This window comes from Novosphingobium sp. 9U, assembly GCF_902506425.1.
Classification (GTDB): Bacteria; Pseudomonadota; Alphaproteobacteria; order Sphingomonadales; family Sphingomonadaceae; genus Novosphingobium.
The window spans coordinates 2,529,093-2,551,694 of record NZ_LR732469.1 but is presented as its reverse complement, the minus strand read 5'-3'; the positions used below and the strand labels follow the sequence as shown (position 1 = coordinate 2,551,694).

At 66.4% G+C, this 22,602-nt stretch carries 18 protein-coding genes; 7 read left to right on the top strand and 11 right to left on the bottom strand.

What is annotated here, in order from left to right:
- Window positions 1–24: 24 nt before the first annotated feature.
- The gene (locus GV044_RS11890; protein WP_159869872.1) at window positions 25–927 is read left to right on the top strand and encodes a pirin family protein; all 903 of its coding nucleotides are present in this window, start codon (window positions 25–27) and stop codon (window positions 925–927) included.
- A gap of 6 nt (window positions 928–933) precedes the next feature.
- Here GV044_RS11890 and GV044_RS11885 read toward each other — a convergent pair whose 3' ends face one another.
- A complete protein-coding gene (locus GV044_RS11885) occupies window positions 934–1,389 on the bottom strand; it encodes a YaiI/YqxD family protein (RefSeq protein ID WP_159871422.1) in 456 nt (151 codons plus the stop codon).
- A gap of 291 nt (window positions 1,390–1,680) precedes the next feature.
- On the opposite strand from GV044_RS11885, the gene GV044_RS11880 reads away from it, so the two are divergent.
- Window positions 1,681–2,013: a DUF6481 family protein gene (locus GV044_RS11880; RefSeq protein WP_159869835.1), complete on the top strand. Its 333-nt coding sequence runs from the start codon at window positions 1,681–1,683 to the stop codon at window positions 2,011–2,013.
- 60 nt (window positions 2,014–2,073) lie between these two features.
- Window positions 2,074–2,697, top strand: a complete 624-nt coding sequence (locus GV044_RS11875; protein WP_159871419.1) for a spermidine synthase — start codon at window positions 2,074–2,076, stop codon at window positions 2,695–2,697.
- A 3-nt stretch (window positions 2,698–2,700) separates the two neighbouring features.
- Here GV044_RS11875 and GV044_RS11870 read toward each other — a convergent pair whose 3' ends face one another.
- Genes GV044_RS11870 through GV044_RS11860 form a run of 3 tightly spaced genes read right to left on the bottom strand, consistent with a single transcriptional unit; the run spans window position 2,701 to window position 6,297 of the window.
- On the bottom strand, window positions 2,701–3,030 hold the full coding sequence (locus GV044_RS11870; protein ID WP_159869832.1) for a hypothetical protein: 330 nt from the start codon (window positions 3,028–3,030) through the stop codon (window positions 2,701–2,703).
- A gap of 34 nt (window positions 3,031–3,064) precedes the next feature.
- Window positions 3,065–5,584 (bottom strand): ABC transporter permease, encoded by a 2,520-nt coding sequence (locus GV044_RS11865; protein ID WP_159871416.1) that lies wholly within the window; start codon window positions 5,582–5,584, stop codon window positions 3,065–3,067.
- 14 nt (window positions 5,585–5,598) lie between these two features.
- The gene (locus tag GV044_RS11860) at window positions 5,599–6,297 is read right to left on the bottom strand and encodes an ABC transporter ATP-binding protein (RefSeq protein WP_159869829.1); all 699 of its coding nucleotides are present in this window, start codon (window positions 6,295–6,297) and stop codon (window positions 5,599–5,601) included.
- Window positions 6,298–6,445: 148 nt separating this feature from the next.
- Between GV044_RS11860 and GV044_RS11855 the strand changes: the two genes are divergently transcribed.
- Window positions 6,446–7,021, top strand: coding sequence for an arylesterase (locus tag GV044_RS11855; RefSeq protein WP_371741598.1), 576 nt, complete (start codon window positions 6,446–6,448; stop codon window positions 7,019–7,021).
- 11 nt (window positions 7,022–7,032) lie between these two features.
- On the opposite strand, the gene GV044_RS11850 is transcribed toward GV044_RS11855, so the two are convergent.
- Window positions 7,033–8,271, bottom strand: a complete 1,239-nt coding sequence (locus tag GV044_RS11850; RefSeq protein WP_201299057.1) for an MFS transporter — start codon at window positions 8,269–8,271, stop codon at window positions 7,033–7,035.
- 80 nt (window positions 8,272–8,351) lie between these two features.
- Window positions 8,352–8,774 (bottom strand): DUF3597 domain-containing protein, encoded by a 423-nt coding sequence (locus tag GV044_RS11845; protein WP_159869823.1) that lies wholly within the window; start codon window positions 8,772–8,774, stop codon window positions 8,352–8,354.
- Window positions 8,775–8,928: 154 nt separating this feature from the next.
- On the opposite strand from GV044_RS11845, the gene GV044_RS11840 reads away from it, so the two are divergent.
- Window positions 8,929–9,489, top strand: coding sequence for a DUF4142 domain-containing protein (locus tag GV044_RS11840; protein WP_159869820.1), 561 nt, complete (start codon window positions 8,929–8,931; stop codon window positions 9,487–9,489).
- A gap of 83 nt (window positions 9,490–9,572) precedes the next feature.
- Here the strand turns inward: GV044_RS11840 and GV044_RS11835 are convergent, their stop codons facing one another.
- The 3 genes from GV044_RS11835 to GV044_RS11825 form a co-directional block, all read right to left on the bottom strand.
- Window positions 9,573–11,450 carry an ABC-F family ATP-binding cassette domain-containing protein gene (locus GV044_RS11835; RefSeq protein WP_159869817.1) on the bottom strand — a complete coding sequence of 626 codons (1,878 nt, stop codon included), beginning with the start codon at window positions 11,448–11,450 and terminating at the stop codon, window positions 9,573–9,575.
- Between the two features lie 175 nt (window positions 11,451–11,625).
- Entirely contained in the window at window positions 11,626–13,266 is a 1,641-nt protein-coding gene (locus tag GV044_RS11830; RefSeq protein WP_159869814.1) for an FAD-dependent oxidoreductase, read from the bottom strand.
- Window positions 13,267–13,421: 155 nt separating this feature from the next.
- Entirely contained in the window at window positions 13,422–15,818 is a 2,397-nt protein-coding gene (locus tag GV044_RS11825; protein ID WP_159869811.1) for a TonB-dependent receptor, read from the bottom strand.
- Between the two features lie 213 nt (window positions 15,819–16,031).
- Between GV044_RS11825 and GV044_RS22530 the strand changes: the two genes are divergently transcribed.
- The gene (locus GV044_RS22530) at window positions 16,032–16,136 is read left to right on the top strand and encodes a TOBE domain-containing protein (protein ID WP_371741614.1); all 105 of its coding nucleotides are present in this window, start codon (window positions 16,032–16,034) and stop codon (window positions 16,134–16,136) included.
- 100 nt (window positions 16,137–16,236) lie between these two features.
- On the opposite strand, the gene GV044_RS11815 is transcribed toward GV044_RS22530, so the two are convergent.
- Together GV044_RS11815 and GV044_RS11810 are read right to left on the bottom strand one after the other, a co-directional pair.
- Entirely contained in the window at window positions 16,237–18,567 is a 2,331-nt protein-coding gene (locus GV044_RS11815; protein ID WP_159869808.1) for a TonB-dependent receptor, read from the bottom strand.
- Between the two features lie 157 nt (window positions 18,568–18,724).
- Entirely contained in the window at window positions 18,725–20,806 is a 2,082-nt protein-coding gene (locus tag GV044_RS11810; protein WP_159869805.1) for an AsmA family protein, read from the bottom strand.
- A gap of 109 nt (window positions 20,807–20,915) precedes the next feature.
- Here GV044_RS11810 and GV044_RS11805 point away from each other — a divergent pair, with 109 nt between their 5' ends.
- On the top strand, window positions 20,916–22,538 hold the full coding sequence (locus GV044_RS11805; protein WP_159869802.1) for an NAD(P)/FAD-dependent oxidoreductase: 1,623 nt from the start codon (window positions 20,916–20,918) through the stop codon (window positions 22,536–22,538).
- Window positions 22,539–22,602: the final 64 nt, after the last annotated feature.

The window sequence follows — 22,602 nt, the reverse complement described above, 5'->3', positions numbered from 1 at the left end:
GAGCAACCCCTTGGGAGAAAATCCATGAGCATCCGTTCGAGCGAAGCCGAAAGCGTAGACCTGGTCATCCTGCCGCCCGTTCGCGATCTGGGCGATGGCTTCAGCGTGCGCCGCGCTCTGCCCTCGGCACAACGGCGGATGGTCGGGCCCTTCATCTTCTTCGACCAGATGGGTCCGACCGCGTTCGGTCCCGGCGAGGGCCTCGACGTGCGGCCGCACCCGCACATCGGCCTGTCCACCCTCACCTATCTGCTCGATGGCGAGATCGAGCATCGCGACAGCGTCGGCTCGGTCCAGACGATCCGGCCAGGCGCGGTCAACCTGATGACCGCCGGTTCGGGCATCGTCCACTCCGAGCGCAGTCCTGCAGCTTCGCGCAGCAGCGGCGCCCCCCTGTTTGGCCTGCAGACCTGGATCGCGCTCCCTGAAGCGCTGCAGGAGATCGCGCCCGCCTTCGATCACTATGCAGTCGACCAGATCCCGACGCTGGACGCAGACGGCGTGCGCATGTCGCTGGTGGTCGGGCAGTCGGACGGGCTGCTCTCTCCCGTGAAGACATACTCCGACACGCTCTATGCCGATCTCATCCTGGCAAGCGGCGCGCGCTACCAGCTCAAGGCCGATCACGTGGAGCGCGCGGTCTACGTCGTTGCCGGCACGCTCGAGATCGTTGGGCAGGATGGGCAGTTCCAGGCAGGCGAGTTCGTCGTGTTCAAGCCTGGCGCCGAGATCGTGCTGCGCGGTGTCGGCGCGACCCGGCTGATGCTTGTGGGCGGTGAGCCGTTCCCCGAAGCGCGCCAGATCTTCTGGAACTTCGTCTCGACGTCAAAGGAGCGGATCGAACAGGCCAAGAACGACTGGCGTGAGGGCCGGTTCGATCGCGTCGCCGGCGACGACGAGTTCATTCCGTTGCCGGAGAACGCGTAATCGAACTCATGATCCCTGCTGCCGCTTCAGCTTGCTCACCACCTGGTCCAGCGCAGAGAGGAAGCGAGAGCGGTCGGTGGCGCTGAACGGCGGCGGTCCACCGACCACGTCGCCGCCCGCGCGCAAGTCCGCCATGATCGCCCGCGTGGCGATGGCGGCACCGATCGAGGAGGTGGTGAACGGCTTGCCGTTCGGCGCCACGACTTGCGCGCCGAGCTTCAGGCAGCGGTCCGCCAGCAGGATGTCGGCAGTGATCACCACGGTGCCGGCGCCCGCCTGCTCGACGATCCAGTCATCGGCCGCATCGAAGGCGTCGCTCACCAGCTTGCGTGTGATCAGCGGCTCACGTGGGGTTCTGATCGGGCTGTTGCTGACGACCACCACCGGCACCTTGTAGCGGAGCGCAACGCGGTAGGTCTCGTCCTTCACCGGGCAGGCGTCGGCATCGATCAGGATCTGGATCATCGGCTGCGCTTATCGGGCTGGCTTGGGCTAGTAAACCGCGGCGGCGGTCGGCATGGTTCGACACGCTCAGCATAGGCGGCGTTATGAAAGGTCGCGGGCTTTAGTCCGATGCGGCTTACTCCTGCATCAGGCAGGCTTGCGGCTTGGCGATGCAACGAAATGTGCTACAGGCGCGTTCGCTGACGTCGATGCGGTGGAATCCCGCGATCCTCTGTGCGGCCGGGCTGCGCCTCTTGGGCGCGGACCCTTACCATTCACCCGATGACCCAAGGAACCGAGTAAAAGTTGATGGCAGGATACAAGGAGCCAGGCTTTCAAGATCGCCAGAAGGCCGCCATGGAAGCGCGCCAGAAGGCCCTCGCCAAGCTGAAGGCGAAGCCGCCGGTCGATCCCGAAGTGCTCGCCGAGCGTGCCGCCAAGGCGGCCGAGCGCGAGCAGGCGCAGGCCGAGAAGCGCGCCGCCGCCAAGGCCGAGAAGGAAGCCAAGGCTGCCGCCGAGCGCGAAGCAGCCGAGCAGGCGCGCCTCGCAGCAGAAGCTGCCAAGCCCAAGGAGCGCACCGCAGAAGAGCTCAAGGCTGCCCGCGACGCTCGCTACGCCGCCCGCAAAGCGCGCAAGAAGTAATCTCGCGGCGTGAAAGGTGATGTGCTGATCGGCACGGCTATCGTGCCGGGCGGCGTTGAGATGCGATTGATCCGCAACGAGGACGATTTCGCGATCCTTCTCGAACGCAACGAGCTGATGAGCTCGGACATGTTCGCCTCCGAGCAGGCGCTCGCCACGATGACGTGCGAGCGGCTGGGCGGGCGCCCTGCCCCGCAGTTGCTGATCGGCGGCTACGGCATGGGCTTCACCTTGCGCTCGGCACTGGCGGCGCTCGGTCCCGATGCCGGCGTGACCGTTGCCGAGATTGTGCCCGAGATCATAGAGTGGGCACGCGGGCCCATGCATGGCCTCACCGCCGAATGCCTGGACGATCCGCGCGTCCTGCTGGTGATGGAGGACGTCGCCATGCTGATCGACGCCGCGCGTGAGGCCTACGACGCGATCCTACTCGATGTGGACAACGGGCCTGAGGGGTTGACCCGCCGGCTCAACGACCAGCTCTATTCCAACCGGGGCCTGCAGTCGGCACTCGACGCGTTGAAGCCGCGCGGAATCCTGGCGATCTGGTCGGCCGGCGCAGAACCGTCGTTCACCCGCCAGCTCGCACGGGCGGGGTTCGAGGTGACAGAGGTGCCGGTGCGTGCACTGCACGATGGGACCGGCGACAACCACATGATCTGGTTCGCGCAAAAGCCCGAGTAGGGCTCAGTGGCCGCCCGCGACCCATGGCACGCCGACCGAGCGGAACTCCTCGGCCAATCCTGCCTCCAGCTCTAGCGCCTCCCATCCGCGTAGCGGGTTGAGGTGCTTGACCATGGCAGGCAGCAGGCGCACGCCGTACCGCTTCACGGCCCCGCTCGCCCTGTAACCCGCCTTGTGCTGGTCGAACCGCAAGTCCGGATCGCGTGAGGTCTGTCCCACGTAGAGGCCCCAGGGCTCGGCCCGCGCGGGATTGTGCAGCAACACGACGTAGACCGAGTGCCCGGCCCGCTTTGCGCCGACTGTCGTCGCGCGCAAGCTGTGGGCCGCTCTCATCGCCCTATTCATCCAGTCGGGCTGCATCGCCCGCTCACAGCTTGCGCAGCGCTGGCGCGACGCGCACGGCCAGCAGCGGCAACGAACCGATCAGGCCGATGCCCAGGGTCAGCATAGATCCACCAGCGAGTGTCGCCAGCACAACGCCCCAATCGGGCGCCCAGCGGAACTCGAACACCTCCACGATGACGTACCACGCCGCGCCAATCCCCAGCGCCAGCGCGACGGAACACAGAAGCCCGGCGAGCACCGCATACTCGAGCGCTTGCGCCGCCAGGATCTGCGCGCGCGTGGCGCCCAGGGTCTTGAGGATCACGCTGTCGTAGCTGCGCGCCTGGCGCGAGGCGGCGATGGCGCCGACCAGCACCGCTATCCCTGCAAGGATCGCCACCGACGCGGACAGCAGGATCGCAGTCGCCATCCGGTCGAGGATTGTGCGCACCTGGCCGAGCACTTCGCTCACCTCGATGATCGAGGCAGACGGGAACGCCGCCAGCAGCGCGCGCGCGACCGCGCCTTCATGCCGGTCGTCGATGTCGATGGTGGAGGTAAGGCTGTGCGGTGCGCCTTCCAGCGTGTTGGGCGAGAACACCATTACGTAGTTGAAGCCCATCGTGTTCCAGTTCACCTGCCGCAGCGAGGCGATCCGCGCGGTGATCTCTCGTCCCAGAATGCTGACCGTGATGGTGTCTCCGAGTTTCAGCTTGAGCGTGCGCGCGGCCTCCTGGTCGAGCGAGATCAGCGGGGGCCCGGCGTAATTCCTGGGCCACCACTGCCCGGCGACCAGGTCGCTGCCTTGAGGCAGCGTGTCCGAGTATGTCACCCCGCGCTCGCCGCGCAGGATCCAAGCGTTATCGGCCGCGCGCGCCTGGTCGGACACGCGCTGACCTCCGTAGGCGACGATGGTCCCCCGCAAGGCCGGCACGATGTTCAGCTGCGCTTCGGGTGCGGCCTGCTTGACCACTTCGACGAAGCGGGCGCGCTCGTCCGAGGGTACGTCGAGGACGAACTGGTTGGGCGCACGTTCCGGCACCGCCCGGGTGATTTCGCTACCAAGGCTCGTTTGGATCGCCGCGAGCGTGACGAACAGCGTGAGCGCCAGCCCCAGCGCGATAACGAGCGCCACCGTCTGCGCGCCGGGCCGGTGCAGGTTCGCGAACGCGAGCCGCAGCAAGGGCCGGCGCGGACGCGGTAGGCGAGCGGCAGCGTATCGGATCGCGGCGCCGATGCCGAGCAGCACCAGCAGCACGGCCGCCACCGCGCCCAGCACGGCCGCTGCGAACAGCGGCTCTCGCGCGGTCGCCAGCGCCAAAGCGACGACCAGCGCTCCGGCGGCGGTCACTGCTACCACCGTGCGGCGGTCGAGCCGGGATCGAGCCTCCACCCCGCCGCGCAATTGAGCGTTCGCCGGCTGAGCGCGCGCGCGAGACAGCGGCGGCAGCGCAAAGGCGAAGGCGATGAGCAATCCGTACGCGGCACTCGTCAGCAGCGGCAGCGGGTATATGCCGAAGCCCGGCGCGACCGGCAGCACATCGCGCACAAGGGTCACCAATACCAGCGGCAGCACGACGCCGGCGGCCAGGCCTGCCACGACGGCCAGCAGCGCCACGGCCCCGATCTCCAGCAGATAGATCCTCGCTATGTCGGCCGAGCTGGCGCCCAGGATCTTGAAGGTGGCAATGCTCGTCCGTCGCATGGCAAGGTACGAGGCGACGCCGTTGCTGACGCCGATGCCAGCGATCACCAACGCGGCCAGGCCGATCAGCGCAAGGAACTGGCCCATGCGCTCGAAGAAGCGCACGGCCCCGGGCGCTGCCCGGTAGCGGTCCTTGTACTCCCAACCTGCGGAAGGATGTGCGGACTTGAGCCGCTCGACTGCGGCCGCTGGGTCGATGCCGGGTCTCAATCGCACGCGATACTTACTCTCGTACATCGCGCCCGGCTGCAGCAGGCCGGTGCGCGCCAGCCCCTCTGACGAGACGATCGCGACCGGTCCGAGGGTGAAGCCCTCGCCTACGCGGTCCGGCTCGTCGGCGATGATCGCGGCGATGCGGAAGCTGGCCTCGCCATAGCGCATGGTGTCGCCCGGCCGCAGCAACAACCGCTCCGCAAGTGCGCGGTCGATCAGGATCGTGTCGGGGGTGAGTGGATGGTAGGAACCACCCGAAAGCTTAAGCGTGCCATAGAGCGGATAGCTGCGATCGACGCTCTTGAGCTCGGTCAGCACCGCATCGGGAGCGCCCCTGGCCGGCACCGCCCGCCGTGCCATGGCGCGCGTGCGCACGGTGTCGCTTACCCCGCCTAGGGCCGCTAGCGAGGCGTGCTCAGCGGGCGTCGTGCCGCGCTGGCTCATCGCGATCTCGATGTCTCCGCCCAGCAGTACCCGCCCGCGGCTGGCGAGCTCCGAGGTGATCGAGCTCGTCAGGCTGCCGATCGTCGCCAGGGTCGCAACTCCCAGGAACAGGCAGACCAGCAGCAACCGCAAGCCGTGGAAACCGCCTTCAAGATCACGCCGGGCGATCCGCCAACTGGCGCGCCAGCCGAGATCCTGCACCAGAGCCGTACCGCTCAAGGCCGCTCGTCCGCAGCGATGCGTCCGTCGGCCATGGTCAGCACGCGCCCGCAACGGCGGGCGAGTGCGGGGTCGTGGGTGATGATCAGCAGTGTCGCGCCGGCTTCTCGCTGACGTGCGAACAGTAGTTCGACGATCGAGCCGCTGGTCGCGCCATCGAGATTGCCGGTCGGCTCGTCGGCAAAGAGGATGCCGGGCCGCGGTGCGACGGCGCGCGCGATTGCCACGCGCTGCTGCTCTCCGCCCGAGAGCTGTGCGGGATAGTGGTGCACGCGATGTCCTAGGCCCACCGCCTGCAGCTCGGCCTCGGCCCGTGCGAACGCGTCTGCCATGCCGGCGAGTTCGAGCGGCACCGCCACGTTCTCCAGCGCGGTCATGGTCGGCAGCAGGTGGAACGCCTGGAGCACGATGCCGATGCGGCCACGCCGGGCCCGTGCCAGCCCATCCTCGTTGAGGGAGGCGAAGGGCACGCCCGCCACTTCGACCTCGCCGCCGCTCGCCTGTTCGAGCCCCGCGAGGATCGCCATCAGCGACGACTTGCCCGAACCGGACGGCCCCAGGATCGCGGTGCTGGTCCCGCGCTCCACATCGAGGTCGATGCCTTTCAAAATCTGCGTCGGAGCCTCGCGCGTGCCGAGCGTCAGGGTTACATTGCGTGCGCGGATCACAATATCCGCGGCCGGATCGTTCGACATCGAAGGAGGGAATTCCTTGTTCAACAGGCTGGCCCCATATGCGGGCGCACTGCTTCTCCTCCAAGGGCTGGCGGGCTGTTCGCAAAAGAATGATGCGGCGGCGGCTCCGCTTGCCACGAGCGAGGCCGAGCAAGAGACGGTCGCTTCGGTGCCCGCAGCCGATGGCAAGCTGGTCGTCGCGTTCGGAGACAGCCTGTATGCGGGCTACGGCGTGCTGCCGCAACAGAGCTTCCCGGCTCGGCTGGAGCAGGCGCTGAAGGCGCAAGGGATCGCGGCCAGCGTAACCAATGCAGGCGTCTCGGGGGACACCACCGCGGCCGCTCGGCGCCGGCTGGACTTCGCGCTTGGCGGAGTGCCTCGCAAGCCGGATCTGGTCATGGTGAACCTGGGCGGAAACGACATGCTGCGCGGCATCGATCCGGCCGAGACGCGTGCCAACATGACGGCGATCTGCGAGGAGCTGAAGCGGCGCGGTATCCCGATCATGCTGACCGGCATGATCGCCGCGCCCAACATGGGCCGGGACTATGCCGACCGCTTCAATCCGATCTATCCCGACCTGGCGAAGCGCTACGACGCGGCGCTCTATCCGTTCTTCCTCGATGGCGTGGTGACGCGGCCCGAGCTGATGCAGGCCGACCATGTGCACCCAACGCCCGCCGGCATCGACATTATCGTGGGCAAGGTGGCACCGCTGGTGGCGAAAACTCTCGCATCCGAATGACTTCCAATCGCTCAGCCGACTGCCAACGATCCGGCGCGCCGATTACGCGCTATCAGCACCAGAACTGACACGAGCAGCATGGCCGCGGCCAGTGCGAGCGAGTGATGCACGCCCGCCAGCGATCCGATCAGGCCCACCGTGATCCCGGCAAAGGCGCGGCAGCCCAGCGACGCCATGGCGAACACGCCGAGCACGCGGCCGCGGATCTCGCCCGGCGCCTCGATCTGCACCACTGCCTGCGCCATGCTGCTGAACGAGAGCTCGAAGAAGCCGGCGCAGAACAACAGTCCCAACGCGAGTGGATAGCTCCCGGAAAGTGCAAAGCCGCCCAGCGCCAGGCACCAGCCAAGAGCCAGGAACAGCGCCGTCGTCGCCGTGGTGCGGAAGCCGCCGAACGTCTCCAGCAGGAACCCGGCAGTCAGCGCGCCGGCGGCATCGGCGGCAAGCAGCATGCTGTATGCCGCGCCCGGATTGCCGTGTCCCAGGTCGATCGCGAACTTGGGCATCTGCGCTTGATAGCTGTTGCCGATGAACCCCGATGCCGCAGCGGCGAGCAGCGTCATCGACACGATCGCCGGCCGCCGGCCGATCTCGCTCAAAGTGCGGGTCACATCGGCCAGGCCCTTCACGGCGCTGCGCCCGGCTGCCTCGCGGCGGTAGTGCACGCGGGCGAGCCATAGGATGACCGGCAGGAAGTAAGCTGCGTTGAGGAAGATGCCCTTCGTCGGCCCAAGCCATACGAGCATGGCTCCACCCACCGCCGGCCCGACCAGCACGCCGAGATAGCGCGCAGTGGCGTTCAACCGGACTGCGCTCTGCAGCTCTTCCGGCTCGACCATGGCGTGGAGCAGCAGCTGGCTCGGCGTCTGCCAGAACACGCCTGCGCAACCGTGCATGACCAGCAGCAGCATGGCCTGCCACATCTGCAGCGAGTCGGTCGCGAACAGGTAGCCCCACGCCAGCGAGACGCAGATGAACAGCGTCATGCCGATCTGGATCAGCCGTCGCGGGTCGATGCGGTCGGCAAGACCGCCCATCGGTATCGAGAAGAACAGGAACGGCAGCCAGTGCGAGAGAACCGCGAAGCCGCCGAGCGCAGGCGAGTGGAACTTCTGGTACATGACCCAGTAGCTGATCACGTGCTCGATGTTGTCGGCCATCATCGCCAGGATGTATGTGCCGAAGAACCAGCGAAACCGGACGTGGCGCATGGCCGCGAAGGCGCGGCGCTCCTGGGGTGGCGTGCTCAAGCAGAAGGTCCTTAGAAGAACGGCGCGGTACACCGAGGTGCCGCGCCGTTCTCTAGCCGCCTATCCGACGCTTGAAAACGCTAGTTCCGCAAGCTGTCGGGCACCACGCCGCCGTTCTGGGCGAGCTTGTCCATCACCGCACGGTGCAGCGCGATGTTCTGCTCGGCCGAGCCATGCTCACCGGCGTGCACGCCCAGTTCCTCCGCCAGCTCCTTGCGTGCCGACAGACCGGAATCGAGGTCGAGCAGCTTTAGGAGGTCGACGATCGAGGACTGGTAGTTCCCGCCGTGGTCAGGCTTCATGGAGGCCATCGCTTCCAGAACCGCGCCTACATCCACCGCGGTGGGGGCAGGCTCGGGCGCCGCTGCGGGCGTAGGCGTTGGCGTGGGCTGCGGCGTGGCGGTCGGTGCGGGCGCTGCCTGTGGGGCCGCAGCGGCGGGTGTGGCCGCCTGGGCTTTGTCGTGATGGAAGATCTTGTTCATGATGTTGCCGAAGAGGCTCATGGGTCGGCTCCTGCTGGGGTTTGCCTGCTGGGTGAGGCAGCGGTTGCTGCGAACTCAGGCGCTTAACGCACCAAGAGGCGAAAGGTCCGCGGGAACGCGATGAGCCTATGAGCCGTTACCGACGAAGCGAACTGCATCGGCTGAGGAGCCTGACATGAAGCATACACTCGTACTCGCCGTATCGATTGCCGCGCTCTCGCTTGCCGGGTGCAAGAAATCAGAGGCTCCCGCAGGCGATGTTGCTGCGACCTCTGCCGCGACCGACGACGCGATGGCCGCAGCAACGCCGGCTGCGACTCCGGGCCAAGTCTTCGCCGACACCGCAGCGGCCAGCGATCAGTTCGAGATCGAAAGTTCCAAGCTTGCGGCCAGCAAGGCAAAGTCGGCGAAGGTGAAGACTTTCGCGGAGCAGATGATCAAGGCGCACACCGACTCCACGGCCAAGCTGAAGGCAGCCGCCGCCTCTGCTTCGCCCGCGATCACGCCCGCGCCCAAGCTGACCGCCATGCAGCAGCAGACGCTGGACGATCTGGGCACCAAGTCGGGCGCCGAGTTCGACACGGCCTATGCCAAGGCCCAGACCGACGCGCACCAGATGACGCTGGACACGCTGAAGGCCTATTCGGCCAGTGGCGACGTGCCTTCGCTCAAGAGCTTTGCCACCACCCTGGTGCCGATCGTGACCGCACACCTGAACATGGCGAAGGGGCTATAATCCTCGATCCTTTATCATCCCCGTGGAGGCGGGGATGATAAAGGAGAGACCGGCCACACAGTTTAGCGGATAGCGCCAGTGCGCTAAGCGTAAGCCTCGAGCTTCTCACTTAACGCCATCCACTCGGCTTCGACCTTATCCAGGTCCTTGAGTGCCTGCGCCCTTTGCTGTGACAGCTGGCCGGAAGTCAGCCCGCCCAACGGATGCGGCTTGGCAACGGGCGTCACCATCGCCGCCTCGATCTCCGCGACCTTGGCCTGGGCCTTGGCGATGGCGTTCTCCAGCTTCGAGGACTGCTTCTGCAGCTCCTTGTGCTCCTTCCAGTTGGCGGCGACCGCCTTCTGGTCGGCAGGCGCCGGCTTGTCCTTCGTCTTGCCCTTGCCGTCCGCCTTGGGCTGGTTGCGGCCGAGCACGAAGTCCATGTAATCGTTCATGGACCCCGCATACTCGCGCGCCTCACCGCCATCGACGAGCACCAGGCGATCCGCGGTCAGCTCGACCATGTGGCGGTCGTGGCTGATCAGGATCACCGCGCCTTCATAGGCATTGAGCGCCTGCACCAGCGCCTCGCGCGCATCGACGTCGAGGTGGTTGGTCGGCTCGTCCAGGATCAGCAGGTGCGGTGCATCGCGCGTGACCAGGGCCAGCGCCAGGCGCGCGCGCTCGCCGCCCGAGAGCTTCGACACCGGCGTCAGCGCGCGCTCGCCCGAAAAGCCGAAACGCCCGAGCTGGCCGCGGACCTGCGCCGTCGGCTTGCCGTCCATCGCGCGGGTCATGTGCACCAGCGGCGTGTCGCTGCCGGCCAGTTCCTCGACCTGGTACTGCGTGAAGTACCCGATGGCGAGCTTGCCCGAGATGTTCATCTCGCCTTCCATCGGCTTCAGCTGCTGGGCGAACAGCCGCGCCAGCGTGGTCTTGCCGTTGCCGTTGCGGCCGAGCAGCGCAATGCGATCGTCGGGATCGATGCGCAGGCCCAGGCGGCGCAGGATCGGCTTGTCCTCGGCATAGCCGACAGCCGCATTGTCGAGCGTGATCAGCGGCGGACGCAGCTCCTTGGGGCTCGGGAAGTCGAACGTCAGCGAGGGATCTTCCATCATCGCCACGACCGGCTGCATCTTCGCCAGCATCTTGGCGCGTGACTGCGCCTGCTTGGCGGTGGAAGCGCGCGCGCTGTTGCGGTTGACGTAGTCCTGCAGCTTGGCACGTTGCGCGTCCTGCGAGGCCTTGGCAGCGGCCAGCTGCGCCGCCCGCTCAGCGCGCTGGCGCTCGAAGCTGTCGTAGCCGCCGGGATAGAGCGTCACCTTGCCGCCCTGCAGGTGCAGGATGTTGTCGACCACGTTGTTGAGCAGATCGCGCTCGTGGCTGATGACGATCAGCGTGCCCGGATAGGCGCGCAGGAAGTTCTCCAGCCACAGCGTCGCTTCGAGGTCGAGGTGGTTCGAAGGCTCGTCCAGCAGCAGCAGGTCCGGCTGCGAGAACAGCAGGCTGGCGAGCGCCACACGCATCTTCCATCCGCCCGAAAAGCTGTCCATCGGCTCGGCCTGCATCGCCTCGTCGAAGCCCAGGCCGATGAGGATGCGGGCGGCTCGGGCCGGCGCGCTGTAGGCATCGATCGCCAGCAGCCGCTCATGCACGTCGCCCAGACGATCCGGATCGACGCAAGTCTCGGCCTCCTCCAACAAGGCCGTGCGCTCGACATCGGCGGCGAGCACGGTTTCGAAGGGCGACAGCTGGCCGCTCGGCGCCTCCTGCGCGATGTAGCCCAGGCGCGCACGCTTGGGCATCTCGATCGCGCCATCGTCGGGCTCGAGCTGGCCGATCATCACCTTCATCAGCGTCGACTTGCCCGCGCCGTTGCGGCCAATCAGCCCCACGCGCGCGCCGGTGGGGATCGCGGCGGTGGCCTGGTCGAGAATGGTGCGCCCGCCCAGGCGCACGGTGATACCGGAGATGTTCAACATGCGCGCGCCCTTAGCATTGCTGCGGGTGCGAAGCGAGATGGGTCACGCATCCATCAACTGACATACCCGGCCCCGTTCGTGTCGAGCGATATCGAGACACGCTGGCGCTGTGTGTGGTGTCTCGACTTCGCTCGACACGAACGGGAAGAGGGAATGCCGCTAAGAGGGAGACGCTTTAGACTTCCGCCAGCTTCGCATGGATCTGCGCGACCACCGCAGCGCCCTCCCCTACCGCGGCCGCAACGCGCTTGGTGGAGCCTGCGCGCACGTCGCCGATCGCGAAGACGCCGGGCTGGCTGGTCTCCAGCGGCAACCCGCCAGTCCCGCCGGTCACCACGAAACCCTTCGCGTCCGTCTCGACGCAGCCTTGCAGCCACCCCGCGTTCGGGTCGGCGCCGATGAACAGGAACATGTGCCGCAGCTCGCAGCGCGACGTCTCGCCCGTCTTGCGAACGCGGAAGGTCGCGGCCGTGAGACCGCTGTCGTGGTCGCCTTCCAGTTCGGCGATCTCGCTGCCGACGTGCATGGTGACGTTGGGCAGCGCGGCGATGCGCTCTACCAGGTAGTGCGACATCGTCTCTTCGAGCGGGCGGCGCACGATGAGGTGCAGCTCGGCAACATGGTCGGCCAGAAACACCACCGCCTGGCCTGCCGAGTTGCCGCCGCCGACCAGTGCGACCTTTTCGTTCGCGCACAGCTTCGCCTCGATCGGTGAGGCCCAGTAGGAGATACCATTGCCTTCGAACTGCTCCAGGCCGGGCACGTCGGGGCGGCGGTAGCGCGCACCGGAGGCGATCACCAGAGTGCGGGCATGCACCCGCTGATCTTGCGCCAGATCGAGCGGGATCGCCTCTCCCGGCTTTCGGTCTGCACACTCAAGCTGCACCGCGCCGAGCGGGATCGCCATCTCGACGCCGAACTTCAGCGCCTGGTTGTAGGCCCTGCCCGCCAGCGCCTGCCCCGAGATGCCGGTGGGAAAGCCCAGGTAGTTCTCGATCCTCGCCGAGGCACCTGCCTGGCCACCCATGGCCCGCTCCTCGACGACGAGTACCGACAGCCCCTCGGACGCGGCGTAGACCGACGCTGCGAGGCCCGCCGGCCCTGCCCCGACAATGGCGACATCATAGACCTTGTCGGCTGCGATCTCCGGCAGCATGCCCAGGCACGCGGCCACTTCGGCATCGCTCGGCCGGCGAAGGATGGAGCCGTTCGGGCAGACGAGCAGCGGCAGCTCGTCATGGTGCACGCCGATGCGCTCGACCAGCGCATGGCCCTCGGCATCGGCAGAGGCATCGAGCACCAAGTTAGGATAGCCGCTGCGGGTAAGGAAGCCCTGGATGCGCACCACGTCAGGACTGCCGGGCGTGCCGATCAGGATCGTGCCGGCGCCGCCATCCTCGATCAGGGCCACGCGCCGCAGGATCAACGCCCGCATGATCACTTCGCCCACGTCCGCCGAGCCGATCATCAGCGCGCGCAGGTGCGCCGCGTCGAAGGGAACTGCCGTGCAGCCGCCCTCGCCAGCGCGACCGCCGGCGATCGATGGCCGGCCGGACAGCTGGTTGACCTCGCCCGACAGATGGCCCGCGCCATGCGTCGTGATCGCCGCCTCGTGGTTGAGCCCGTCGCGACGCACGACGTCGATCGTGCCTGCGAGGACGAGCCAGGCCGGCGCTCCGACTTCGCCGATGGCGTAGACCTGCTCACCACTGCCGAAGTGCTGTGCCGGCCCACTCGCGAAGCGCCGGGCCGTCTCGATCTGCCGCGCATCGAGAACCGGGAACATCTGATCGTGGCGAGTGTCGAGCGTGCTCATGCGCAGAGGTTACGCAGAGACGTGGCGCGCTGTCACGCCATGGTTCGATCGAAAATCTCTTCCCATATTCGTCACCCCCGCGAAGGCGGGGATGACGAGAGAGGAGGAAGAGAGAAAAGAAGAGAGATAAGAAGAGAAAGAGGGACTTCGCCTACCTACTGCCAGAAGCGAAAGGTCACGCCCACGGTACGCGGATCGCTTGGCGTGCCCAGGATCAGGCCCGAGTTGCCGGCCTGGATCGTCAGGTTCTGGATATAATCCTTGTCGAACAGGTTGCGCGCGAAGACGCTGACTTCCCAGCCCTGGTTCGAGCGGTAGCCAATGCTCGCGTTTGTCAGGTTGTAGCCCTTGATCAGCGTGTAGCGCGACAAGCTGGGATCGCCGTAATAGCTGCTGCGCCACCCGCTATCGACGTGCGCCACCACGCTGCCGGTTTCGCTCAACGGCGTAACGTAGTCGGCGCTGACGGTCTCCACCCACTTCGGCAGCCCGACCAGCGGGCGGCCGGTCAGGTTGCAGGCCGTCGTCGCTGCGGTCTGGACCTCCAGCGGGCACGGCCCTGCAGGATAATCGGTGTACTCGCCATGCGAGTAGGCGAGCGAGCCGCGCACGGTCAGGCCTTTGACAGGGCGCACCATCGCGTCGGCCTCGATGCCCTTCACTACGACTTCCGGGATGTTCGAGAGATATCCGCGCAGCGCGACTGTCTGGCTGCTGTCCACCACCGTTGCCTGGAAGTCCTCGACCTTGGTGTAGAAGCCGGTGAGGTTGAACAGCACGCGGTTATCGAGGAAGCTCGTCTTCACGCCCACTTCGTATGTTGTGTTACGCTCCGGCTTGACCACCGCGGTGGCGAGCGCGGGCAGGTTCTGATTGGTCAGCGGCAGGCCCGACATGTTGATGCCGCCCGACTTGAAGCCGCGTGCGAAGCTGGCGTAGCCCATCACGCTGTCGGTCACCTGGTACGACAGGTTCGCGCGGCCAGAAAGGCTGCCGTCCCGATCGCGCGCCTCATAAGTCTGGCGACGCAGGATCGAGAGCCGCGCCGCGTTCAGGGCCGCGATCTGCGCCGCGGTGCCGTTCAGCGCTGGGCCACCGAACACCGGGCTATCGTAGTTGCCGTACTTCTTCTCCCAGGTGTAGCGCAGCCCGCCCGTGGCCGTGAGGCGCGGCGTCACCTTGTAGTTCACCTCGGCGAACCCGGCGTAGCTGCTAGTGGTAAAGTGCGTGCTGCCGTTCGTGCCATAACCGTCGAGCAGGTTGCGCGGCACGCTGACGGTGGTGCCGTTGGAGGTGAACGTCGGGCCCAGCAGCCAGTACGCGGCCTCGGCACCGTAGATGCTCTCCGGCCGGCCATCGAGCTTCTGGTGGAAGTAGTACAATCCCGCGACATACTGGAATGGCCCGTCGCCGTTCGAGGCAAGCCGCAGCTCCTGGCTGTACTGGTCTTGGCGCGAGGGGATGTGCTGGGTCACCTGGATCTGGACTCCGGTATAGTCGCGGTCGTTCGCCGCATCCCAGTTCCAGAAACGCCAAGCGCTGATCGAGGTCAGCGTGGCGGGCCCCAGATCCCAGTCCGCCGTTGCCGACACGCCGCCCTCGTTGGTGTCCGTGCCCACACGCGCATCGATGTCGACCAGGCGATCGTAAGGGTTGGTGCTCGGCGGCGCATAGCCAAGGCCGGCGGCCAGCGCCGGATACTGCCGCGCCGCAGGCCGCAGGCTGGTGCCGACACGCAAGTAGACCTGGGTGCAGCACTCGCTTTGGAAATTGGTGAAGTCGCCGATCAGACGCAGCTGGAACGTGTCGGTCGGTTTGAACAGCAGCTGCGCCTTGACCGCCTGATTGCCGATGTCGTTCTGCTTGTGCCCGCCGAGCCGCACATTCTCCAGCAAGCCGTCCCGCCGGGTGGTGAGGCCGGAGACCCGCAGCGCCAGCTTGTCGGCGATCAGCGGCAGCGACCCCGACGCCTTGGCTTGCAGCCAGTTGTGCTCGCCGAAGCTGATCTCCTCTCGCGCCTCGGGCGTGAAGGTTGGCGCGCGGCTGATCACGTTGATCGCACCGGCCGTGGTGTTCTTGCCGAACAGCGTGCCTTGGGGACCGCGCAGTACTTCGATCCGCTCGATGTCGGTGAAGTCGAACGCGGCGGTCGCGGGCCTCGCATGGTAGACTTGGTCGACGTAGAAGCCGACGCCCGGTTCCAGCCCGTCATTCGCCTGGCTGACGGCGACGACACTCGATCCCAGCCCCCGGATGGTGAAGGAGGTGTTGCGGGGGTTGGCCGAGGAGTAGTTCAGCGTTGGTACCAGGTTGGTCAGCCCTTGCGTGTTGACCGTGTACGAACGGTCGAGCAGCTCGCCGCCTACAACCGACACCGCGATCGGCACCTGCTGCAGGTTCTCCTCGCGGCGGCGCGCAGTGACAATAATCGCATTGCTGTCCTGTTTGGCTATCGAGGCCCGCCTCCCGCCGCTCTCCTGCGCCGCCGCCGGCTGGTGCAAAACGGCGAGTAGCGGCGCCGCGAACAGTGCCGCGCGCAAGTGTCCGATCATTCTCGTAAGCCCCTGAACCTCGAATCTATATCCCGTCGTATATAGAATAGGCCCTGCTTGTGAAGACCCCGCGACGGCGCGCGTAGGAGCGGTTTACGAACGGAGATCAGGCATGAAGATCAGTGCGCGCAATCAGCTCAGCGGAACTGTCACCGCGATCATCAGTGGCGCGGTGAACGGCACCATCAAGGTCGACTCGGTGGCGGCAATGTAATCACCTCCAGCATCACCGAGGAGGCAATCGCCGACCTGAGCCCCAAGGTCGGTGACAAGGTGACGGTCCTGATCAAGGCAAGCGATGTCCTGATCGGAAATTGACGCACAAAGGGCCGCAGCTGTGATGCAGCTGCGGCCCGTGCTTGTTACATGCATATGTCGGAGCGGGCTTCCCTGACCCGCTCTCGTCTCATAACTCAAATCAGCGGATCTTGCCGCTCAACGAGACGCCGATGATGCGCGGCTCGTTGTACACCGCGGCCATGTAGTTCTCGATTACGCCCTTCAGGTTCTTCTCGTTCGTGATGTTGCGCGCGAACGCCGCCAGTTCGAAGTTCCCCGTGTCGTAGCCGATCTTCAGGCCGCCCTCGAAGTTGCCCTTCGAGTAGAACTCGTCGGTCTTGTAGAGCACGAAGTTGGTGTAGCCCTGGACGTTCCAGTCCGTCGCGATGAACACCTTGGAGGTCTCACCCACTGGAATGTCGTAGCGCGCGGTGGCGTTCAGCGTCCACTTGGGCGCGTTGGGCAGCGGGTTGCCGTTGATCTGCGCCAGGTAAGCCGGCGCACCGAAGATCGTGCGCTGGACGATCGGATCGTTCACCGTGCACACCAACACGCCGTTCAGCGCGCAGGCCTGCGCATAGACGCGGTCGTCCTTGATCTCGGTGTGCAGCAGGCTGCCGCCCAGCGTGATCGCCAGGTTCTCGACCGGCCGATACTCGAAGTCCGCCTCGATGCCGTAAGCCTCGGCCTTGTCGGCGTTGAACAGCACGCCGTTGCCGTTGGCATCGTTGCCGTTCAGCTGGATGTTCTTGAGGTTCCAGTAGAAGCCCGTGGCGTTGAAGCGCAGCGTGTTGTCGAGCAGCTGGCTCTTGAACCCGGCCTCGTACGACGTGATCGTTTCCGAGTCCGCGGTGGTGAACGGCGTGCTGAACACCGCCGAGCGGCCTTGGATCGTCGGGCCGCGGAAGCCACGGGCGATACGCGCATAGACGCTGACGTCCGGGCTGACCTTGTAGAGCGCGCTGACGTCCCAGCTCGGCTTCTCGTCCTTGAGCCTGACGGTGCAGGGGAACGCCGCGGTGGAAACGCACGTGGTCGGGTTGTTGTTGGCCTTGAGCAGGCGCGTCTTCTTGTCGTCGCTCGTGTAGCGGGCGCCAGCGGTCAGCGTCAGCTGGTCGGTCAGATCATAGCTCGCCTGGCCGAACACCGCCCACGAGGTGTTGGTGTTGCGCAGGCGCACCCAGTTGTTCGGGTTCCGCGCGGCGGTGGTCAAGAAGAATGCGCGCTGGTAGAAGTCGGTCGTGTCGCGGCTGTCGAAGTAGTAGCCGCCGAACTGCCACTTGAACGGACCTTCGCCGGTGCTGGCAAGGCGCAATTCCTGGGTCCACTGGTCGAGGTCGCGGATCTGGCCCTGTGACTGGCCGAAGCCGTTCGGCAGGCCGTTCACCGGGAAGTTCGCCGCCGCGCCGCCGTCGGTGTCGCCGCGGCTGTAGCCCTTGGTGGTCTCGTAGGCGGTGATCGAGGTCAGCGCCGCGCCGCCGAAGTCCCAGGTCACGTGCGCCGAGGCGCCCTTGGTCTTGTAGGCCTGCGGGTTGTTCTGCGCCTCGTCGTAGGCGACCGACTTGCGCGGGGCGATCGGGTCGTTCGAACCCTTCACCAGCCCGCCGCGCAGGAACAGGGTCGAGGTGCCCTCGTAATCGCGATAGTGGCCCGAGAGCAGGACTGAAAAGTTCTCGGTCGGCGTCAGCAGCACCTGCAGGCGCACGTTGCGATCGTCGAAGCCGCCCATGGCGTTCTTCATCGGTGTGACAGTGCCGTCGGCGCTGACGCCGCGGAAGGTGTTGTCGACGTAGTCCTCACGGTGCTGCACGAATACCGAGGCGCGTACGGCGATCTTGTCGGCCACGATCGGGCCACCGACGCCCGCGTCGAGGTTGACGCTGCCATAGCTGCCGACGCTGATCGATGCCTGGCCGTTCAAGTCCATAGTCGGACGGTTGGTGTCGAACTTGATGATGCCGGCAGTCGTGTTGCGGCCGAACAGCGAGCCCTGAGGTCCGCGCAGAACTTCGACTTGCGCGACGTCGAAGGCTGGATTGGACTTCAGCACAACGTGCTCCAGGACCACGTCGTCCTGGATGATCGAGACCGGCTGCGAAGCGCCGAGGTAGAAGTCGATGTTGCCCAGCCCACGGATGTAGAAGCGCGGGAAGATGCGGCCAGTGGTCGACTCGGCGTAGAGGCCCGGGACGCGGCCCGAGAGCGCGAGCAGCGTGTCGTCGCCGCCCGCAGTGAAGGTGCGGTAATCGTCGCCGCGCACGACGCCGACCGAGACGGGAACGTCGGTCAGGCGCTCCTGGCGGCGCTGCGCTGTGACGACAATGTCGGTGCCGGCATCGCTGTCGGCGGGAATTGCTGCAGTGCCGGCATCGGCTGCAGCGTTCTGTGCCATGGCGACCCCCGGCAACGCGCTCGCACCCAGGCTGAGAAGACCGAGAACGAGAGCCCGGCGTGACTTGTAAGATGTCATGCGAATGTCCCTTATACCCACCATTCGACCGTCTCGTGCGACGGTATTGGCGGGCCCCTAGGCGCACTCGATGTGACATTGTGTGACAAATTTCCGGGCCGTTGCGGATTGATGCCGGAGTGATGCTGCTATGCAACAAACCGCCCGCGTGCCGGGATCAATCGATCTTCTTCACCCGCCCCTTGCCCACGTCATCGCGCGGCTTGCCCTTGGTGGTGCGCTGCGCCGTCGCCCTGGCTCCGGCGAGCACCGGGCCACATGCCGCCGACTTGGCGTCTCCCACATCCACAAAGGCCAGCAGACCGGCAACGGGCGAGGCCACGGCCGCCAAGCCCAACCCGATCCCCGCGCGGCCGACCAGTTGCGGGCTGATCACGTTGAGCTTCGGGCTTGCGAAGTGCCCGCCGATGCCCACCGGCGACTGCCCGGAGAACAGGCTGAACTTCTTGCCGTCGCCGCGAAATGCTAGATCCACCGCCTCGGTTCCGAAGCTGAAACCGCCGTTGCCTGTGATCACGTTCTTGCTGGTGTCGATCAGGATCGGGTCCGTCGCCGCGATGCCGTTGCGCACGGTGAAGGCGAGAAGGCCGCAGTTGATCTCGATCGGCTTCTTCAGCTTGCCCTGGAACATCTTGTAGACGAACGTGCCGAGATCGAGTTCGGCCAGTTGCGCGTTCTGCGTCCACAGCGTGCCCTGCGGCATGACAAAGGCAATGCGGCCGGACGAGCTCGCCAGCGAATCGTGGATCGTGTCGCCCCGCCCGTCCAGTTTGATCCGCCCATGGATCGTGCCCGTCGTGCCGGAGTCCGCAACGCCGTAGCCCGCCAGCAACCGTCCCATCGGCGTCGACTTCAGGCGGATGTCATAGCTGATCGCCGAGGGCCGCTGCCGCGTATTGAAGATGAAGTCCGAGGCGACATCGCCCCGCGCCATCGTGAAAGTCAGCGGCGAGAGCGCCAGCCGGCCCCGCTCTAGCGCCAGCTTCAGCGAGATGTTGGAAACCGGCACGTTGCGCGAGCGCACTACCGCGATCTTCCAGTCGAGCCCGGCATCGAAGCGCTGCATCATCGCCACCGGCAGCTCGGCATCGGGCAGCACGCGCTCGCCGGCGTTGCCGGTGGCCGATGCGGCTGCGACCGCGCCCTTGCTGGCGACGATATCGGGATTGTAGCCGATGAACGGGGCGGCATCGATGATGTCGAGCCGGCGCGTGGTCAGGTTGGCATCGAGCCGCAAACGCTCATCGTTCTTGATCGTGAACTTGCCCGCGAGATCGGACTGGCCGAAGGTGCCGGTCAGGTCGGTGAAGCGGTAGTCTTGATCCTCGTTCACCAGCTGCGCGCGCAAGTCGTAGCGGCGCGTCCGCGGGATCGCGACGTCGATCACCTCGAGCAGCTCGGACAAGTCCTTGCCACGCGCCCGCACCTTCAGCGGCACGCCTTCGTACTCGGTCAGCGACGGCAGCGTTCCGGACACGTCGATCACGCCGTTCGCAGCCCAGGCCCGCGCGGTGAGCTTGTTCTCGCCGCCGCTGGCTGTCGCATCGGGTGAAAGCAGGCTGGCTGTGAGGCGGAATGGCGTGGTGCGGAAACGCCCGTCGCCCTTCAGTTGCACCGCCTGGCCGATCTGCGTGTCCTTGGCGACGATCGGCTCGACATTGAGGTTCGCCAGCAGCGGCATGCGTGGATCGAGATAGCGGATGCGCGTGCCCTTCACGTCGGCGCGGTCGATCCGTGGCATCTGGAACGCCTCGCCGCCGCTGCCATCGCCGAAGGTCCAGGTATTGCGTTTGTGAGCCTTGTCCCACTCGAAGTCGGCATCGAAGTCGACCAGCTCCACCGTGTAGGCGTGCTTGCGCCCGAACAACAGCGAGAGCGGTGCGATGCGCGCCTCGATCTTCTTGGCGGTGAGCAGGCTGGCCCTGCCGGCCCATTGCGGGTTCTTGACGTCGATCTGCTCGGCCAGAAACTTGATGCGCAGCGGTGCGAAGTAGAGCTGGAAGTCGCCACCCACCTTGACGCTGCGGCCGGCGGATGAGCTAGCGATGCTCTCGAACGGCCCTTTCAGGAAGCGGCCCTTGGTGATGAACAGGATCAGCCAGATCGCGAACACCGCGAAGAGGACGATCAGCACCGTGTTGCGCAGATAGTGCCGCCGGCGGCGCGGAGGTGGCGTCTCAGCTGGCTTGCCGGCGGCATCTGGCGCCGCGCTCGTCTCGGGGCTCGTTGCTGCATCCATGATCGAGCACATCGCATGAGGGGGCGCTTTGGTTTCCGACCTTGCCGCGATGCGCTAAGGGCGCGCCATGTCCTTCAGATTCGACGACGATCAAGCGAGCGCCCGTTAGATGCTGCGCCTGTCCGGCCTTTCGCTGCCCCTCGACCATGCTCCCGACGCGCTTGCCCCGGCCATCTGCGCCCGTCTCGGCATCGAGCCCGAGGCGCTCAGGAGCCATACCTTATTCAAGCGCGGCAACGACGCGCGGCGGCGCAGTGCGATCCTGCTGGTCTACACGCTCGACATCGAGCTGGAGAACGAAGCCGAGGTTCTCGCGCGCCTCGCCGGCGACAAGGACGTGCGTCCCACTCCCGACATGGCGTACCACTTTGTGGCCAAAGCGCCCGAGGGCTGGTCGGGCAAGCGGCCGGTGGTGATCGGCGCGGGGCCGTGTGGCCTGTTCGCCGGATTGATCCTGGCGCAGATGGGTTTCCGCCCGATCATCCTCGATCGCGGCAAGGTCGTGCGCCAGCGGACCAAGGACACTTGGGGTCTGTGGCGGCGGTCCGAGCTGAACCCGGACTCCAACGTCCAATTCGGCGAAGGCGGCGCCGGCACCTTCTCCGACGGCAAGCTCTACTGCCGGGTCAAGGACCCGCGCTTCCTCGGCCGCAAGGTGCTGGAGGAGTTCGTCCGCGCGGGTGCACCTGACGACATCCTGTGGCAGGCGCACCCGCACATCGGCACCTTCCGCCTCGTCACCATGGTCGAGTCCATGCGCGAGACGATCGAGAGCCTGGGCGGCGAATACCGCTGGCAGACCCGCGTCGACGATCTCGAGCTTGAGCGCGGACCCGATGGCCAGCAGCGCCTGCGCGGGCTGCACCTGCAGGACGGCTCGTTCCTGGAGGCCGACCACGTCGTCATGGCCGTGGGCCACAGCGCCCGTCCGACGTTCGAGATGCTGCACACGCGCGGCGTGCACCTCCAGGCCAAGCCCTTCTCCATCGGCGTGCGCATCGAGCATCCGCAAAGCTGGGTCGACCGCGCGCGCTATGGCCAATGCGCCGGCCATCCGGACTTGGGCGCCGCTGCCTACTCGCTGGCGCACCACTGCTCGAACGAGCGCACCGTCTACAGCTTCTGCATGTGCCCCGGCGGCCGCGTGGTGGCCGCCACGTCGGAAGAAGGCCGCGTCGTCACGAACGGCATGAGCCAGTATTCGCGCGCCGAGTTCAACGCCAACTCCGGCCTCGTCGTCGGCATCGATCCGGCGCGCGACTATCCCGATGGCCCCCTCGCCGGCATCGCCTTCCAGCGCCACTGGGAAAGCATGGCATTCGAGGCCGGAGGTGGCACTTACGCGGCCCCGGGGCAGAAGGTGGGAGACTTCCTTGCCGGCCGGGCCTCGACCGAGCTCGGCGAAGTCACGCCCTCGTACAAGCCGGGCGTCACCATGACCGACTTGTCGCGCTGCCTGCCGCCGTTCGTGGTCGAGGCGATCCGCGAGGCGCTGCCGGTGTTCGGCCGCCAGGTCGCCAACTACGATCATCCCGACGTGGTGATGACCGGCGTCGAGACCCGCACTTCCTCGCCCCTGCGCATCACCCGCGACAAGAGCTTTCAGAGCCTCAACACCGCCGGGCTCTACCCAGCCGGCGAGGGCGCGGGGTATGCGGGCGGCATCCTCTCAGCCGCAATCGACGGCATCAAGGTGGCCGAAGCGGTCGCCCGCAACCTCATGGCCGCGTGATGGGGCAGATGTCTCGCTGCTGAAATAATTCGCTCGCATCACTGCCACGAAAGCAGCGGAGCGG